We start from the raw sequence: 4,355 nt of genomic DNA on the forward strand, positions 1-4,355 counted from the left end.
ATCAAACCGCGTTGCCCTTTGCCTATGGGACAGATCAGATCGATCACCCGCGTGCCCATATCCTCTTCCGGGCAATTTTCTACCTCCATGACCAAACGCTCATCGGGATACAGCGGGGTCAAGTTATCGAATAAAATCTTGTCGCGTGTTTTGAAGGGCTCTTCAAAATTGATCTTTTCTACGCGCAACAGAGCAAAATAGCGTTCACTCTCTTTGGGAGCACGAATTTGCCCATCGATGACATCACCGGTACGCAGGGCAAAACGGCGAATCTGCGAGGGGGAGACATAAATATCATCTGGCCCAGGCAGATAGTTCATATCGGGGGCCCGCAGGAAACCAAAACCATCCGGCAGCACCTCCAACACCCCTTCACCGTAGATTTGGCCATTATTGGTGCTTTCCGCCTTGAGCAGGGCATAGATCAAGTCCTGGCGGCGCATACCATTGATGCCCTCGATCTTTTTTTCAACAGCCAGGGCGGTCAGAGCAGAAACGCTTTCTGATTTCAGGTCTTTTAGGTTCATGGGGCATTCGATCAAATGCTGTGAGTTGAACAACAGCGGCAGAAGTTTGGCTTTAGCAAAGCCAAACACTATCTGCCTGCCACAAAAACGCAGGAACAGCAAACCGGGTACAAAGATACTCAGACGAAAGTGAGCACCAGCGGCATCAAAACGTCGGCAAGCGTTGGATCAAGTCGTCGGAACGTTGTTGTATGACTGGGGAAAGGGAGTCAGCTTGTTCGCAATACCCGAAATAGCACACTGGCATCAGACAGATTATAAAAAGCGACGATCGCAGCCGGCGAGACAGGGAAAGCCTTATTCAACCGGGGAGTCACACTAACCTCAGGAAGGTTAAACACCCTCACTGCAAAAGTCAATCAATTTTTTTAGCACTCTCCTCTGTACCCGGGGCAATCGCATTTGAAAAATCAGAAAACTATTATGGAGGTCCGGGAGGAGATTATCTCCTCCTGGTGGGTGCAGGGCAAAACCCTGCTGGTAATGTGCGGCGTTTCACAAAAGCGAATGCTTAAGCATTCGCGCACGCCGCACAGATTTGTGCCCCGCAGGGGCACTCTTTGGGAGGGCGGACGCCCGACATGCACAGTTTCGCTTGTGGCAACAGTGAAGAAATTGGCAAATGCGCTTGCCCTGCCTCTGCACCGATTTACCCTACACTGTTTTGCAGTTCCGGCCAACGGGCAGGCCAGGCGCCTTGCTGATGCGTGGTCAGCTCCTGTTGAATTGTGCTCCAGAGCGCATGCAGTTGCCTTTGGGTATTCTGCCACTCTCCTTGATTATCGATGCAATACCAGGCGCGCTGTTGTTTTTCATGTTCAGAAAGTTGCCGGGCAATTATTGCTTGTTGTACGGTTGCAGACATATTGCTGCGTTCGCGCAGCCGTTGCATCTGTTGCGCGCCACAGAGCACGACAACTGTACGGTCAAAACGATGCGCGACGGCGGCTTCAAAAAGCAAGGGCACTTCGGCTATAACAACAGATGTTTGTCCAACGGGTGTGCACCGTTGCCACTCTTGCAACTGTTCCGCCTGGCGCCGATAGATCCGAGGATGCACAATGGCTTCCAGGGCTGTACAGGCCATGGGATCGGCAAACACAATCTCTCCCAAACGACGACGATCAATAGCCGCCGGATGGCTGCTGTTGTGCAAAACCGTACTGCCAAAATGGTTGACCACCTCCTGCCAACCAGCACTACCAGGTTCCAGCACAGCACGGGCATCCTGATCGGCATCCAAGAGAAAGGCTCCTTGTTCAGCCAGCCAATGGCTCACCCGACTTTTGCCACAACCCAGGGAACCAGTAACCGCAACCAGAAAAAGTTGGCCCCTCTTGTGTTCGGTCAAGTGAGATACCATCGATAAATCTCCTTTCCGTACAACAGATATACCCAGGCAGCAATGATCAGATAGGGACCAAAGGGGATTGGTTGCGAACGGTCGCGCTGGGTAAATAGCATCCACAAAATTCCCACCACAGAGCCAAGCAGACTTGCCAAAAAGAGCGTCAAGGGCAGACTGTGCCAACCCAACCAAGTGCCGATCATGGCATAGAGCTTGATATCGCCAGCTCCCATACCCTTCTTGCCGGTTATTTTTTCAAAAAACCAGACAAACATCCACAATCCCCCTCCTCCGCACAACAGACCCAGCAGGGAGTTTTCCAGCGTCGCCAAAGGGGGAATACTCAGAGGAGAGGCAGCCGCGACCACACCCAGCACAATTCCAGGCAGAGTGATTACATCCGGCAGAATATAGTGGTAAAAATCGATAAGCATCAGTACCAGAAAGGCAAATCCGAGCAAAAGAAGCAGCGCAGTTCTGCCATTCCAACCAAAGTGCCAAACGGTATGCCATACCAGCAGAGCACTGGCCAATTCGACTAACGGATAGAGAGGCGAGATCGACTGCTGACAGTTACGACAGCGACCACGCAAAAAAAGCCAGCTCAACAGAGGAATGTTATCATACCAGGCAATAATTTTTTGACAATGCGGACAACTGGAACGGGGGCGAACCAGGCTGATCTCCCGTGGCAGGCGGTAGATACACACATTCAAAAAGCTGCCAATGATACTACCATAAAGCAGGAGTAAGGCGGTATATTCCCAAGGCATGGAAACTGCTTTCCATAATAATTTTGTAACTATTCAGGCTCGTGCCAGCTCGCCAGCTCTACCCCCATGGGGATGCTGTGCGAATTGGCGCAAAAAAACGCGCCAATCCGCACAGCTTGCTTCCATTAGGCGCGCCGCGCCGACGCAAAAAGCGCGTCGGCTTGTTGTGAAAGGCGCGCCAAAGGCAAAAGATTAAAAACAAAATCCCAGGGATTCCATCCCTGGACCCGGCCAGGGAGGTGCCCTCCCTGGACCCGCAGTTGTTTTGGGTGGTGAATAGTTACCAAGATTAAAAACAAAATCCCAGGGATTCCATCCCCCTGGACTCGCAATGGTTTTGGGTGGTGAATAGTTACATAATTTTCAAGTGATGGCTATGCAAAGTACAGTCAACGTCTGGCTACGACGGTACGTCGTTCATCCTGATGGATCAGCCGCATAGGTAACCCCATTTTTTGCCAACTCTGCAATTGGTGACGATTAAAAACAGCGACTGCTTGGGTCTCTTGCAACCAACGGCGCTGAAACTCCTCCGCAGTGGCAATCCACAGCTCTGGCTGTTGCTGGATACCAAACGCCAACTCACCGCGATAGCGTACCAAACGAATGGTGCGATTCAGATAAAAGGGCAAGGATTGATAATAGCAATCGATGCAATAAACCGGCAACTCGCTTCCACCGACTGTATCTATGGCACGAGCAGCATGGCGACTGGAGTTGCTGGAAGAGAAAACATCGGCACCCCAGGCAATAAACTGCAAGGCCAACAGATTGCCGACCACTATTGCGACGAGTGCTGCCTGACCACGACAACGCCAATAGAGGGAAGCAGCAACGGCCAGAGCCATGGTTGTGCCACAGGCCAGCAACCATGGTCTGGCCTCAGACATCATGGTGACAGGATGGCGTTCATCGATAAAGAGGTCGACATTCATAGCCCCCAACAGCATCAGCGGAAACAAAAGAGCCAGAATCCGGGTTTCCCAACCCACATCCGGCCAGGGAAAACGCTGAGCCAGTTGGCGTCCCATGAGAAGGGCAAGGGCAGGAAAAACAGGCAAAATATAGGGAATCAGTTTGGATTGGGAGATACTGAAAAAAAACAGGATAAAGAGAATGTAGACCCACAAAAAGCGCACGGGATCAAATTGACCATCGCCTTTGCGCCAGGCAAAACCTGGTCGCATGAGCACAGCCAAGGCCCGGTGGGTCCAGGGTATGCAACCCAAGATAAATACTCCGATAAAATACCACCAGGGACCGACGCGACCGTGTACCTGGCTGGTAAAGCGGGCAAAATGTTCATGAATAAAAAAGAAACGGGCAAACTCTGGATTGGCTTGGCTGGCTCCCCAAACCCATGGCACAGTCAGCAGCAGAAAAAGCAGCAAACCACGTCCCAGATAGAGATGCCGCCAGAGTTGCCAATCCCGTTGCCACAGAGAGTAGAGCACTATGGTTGCCCCCGGCAGCAACAAACCGATCAAACCCTTGCTCAAACAGGCACCAGCCAGGGCAGCCCAACCAAACAGCATATAATTGCGACAGACCACAGGATTGCGCTCTCGCTGCGTCTGTGCCATGACCAGGGAACCAACAGCCAGAGCCAGACACACCGATAACCCCATATCCAATGTGTTAAAATGGCCCATGACGATATAGAGCAACATACTGGTCAAGATTAAACCGGCATACCAGCCGGCTCTG

The 4,355-nt window shown here is 51.7% G+C and carries 4 protein-coding genes; all 4 read right to left on the reverse strand.

Annotated features, from left to right (window positions below; translation table 11 throughout):
* Positions 1 to 527 (reverse strand): Rho termination factor N-terminal domain-containing protein (locus EJP87_RS14125; protein WP_193771402.1); only part of this gene is annotated, 527 nt, incomplete at its 3' end.
* 649 nt (positions 528 to 1,176) lie between these two features.
* Positions 1,177 to 1,890: a dephospho-CoA kinase gene (coaE, locus tag EJP87_RS14130; protein ID WP_130472508.1), complete on the reverse strand. Its 714-nt coding sequence runs from the start codon at positions 1,888 to 1,890 to the stop codon at positions 1,177 to 1,179.
* The gene (locus EJP87_RS14135) at positions 1,875 to 2,648 is read right to left on the reverse strand and encodes a prepilin peptidase (RefSeq protein WP_130472509.1); all 774 of its coding nucleotides are present in this window, start codon (positions 2,646 to 2,648) and stop codon (positions 1,875 to 1,877) included. Before EJP87_RS14135 ends, coaE begins: the two co-directional genes overlap by 16 nt.
* Positions 2,649 to 3,037: 389 nt before the next feature.
* A partial coding sequence (locus EJP87_RS14140) for a glycosyltransferase family 39 protein (RefSeq protein ID WP_130472510.1) occupies positions 3,038 to 4,355 on the reverse strand: 1,318 nt, incomplete at its 5' end.

It is taken from the genome of Candidatus Magnetaquicoccus inordinatus (assembly GCF_004217665.1).
Taxonomy (GTDB): domain Bacteria; phylum Pseudomonadota; class Magnetococcia; order Magnetococcales; family Magnetaquicoccaceae; genus Magnetaquicoccus; species Magnetaquicoccus inordinatus.

Bases quoted from the DNA above. Each gene is read 5' to 3' on its own strand.
- EJP87_RS14135 (WP_130472509.1), bottom strand. From the start codon at position 2,648: ATGCCTTGGGAATATACCGCCTTACTCCTGCTTTATGGTAGTATCATT.
- coaE (WP_130472508.1), bottom strand. From the start codon at position 1,890: ATGGTATCTCACTTGACCGAACACAAGAGGGGCCAACTTTTTCTGGTT.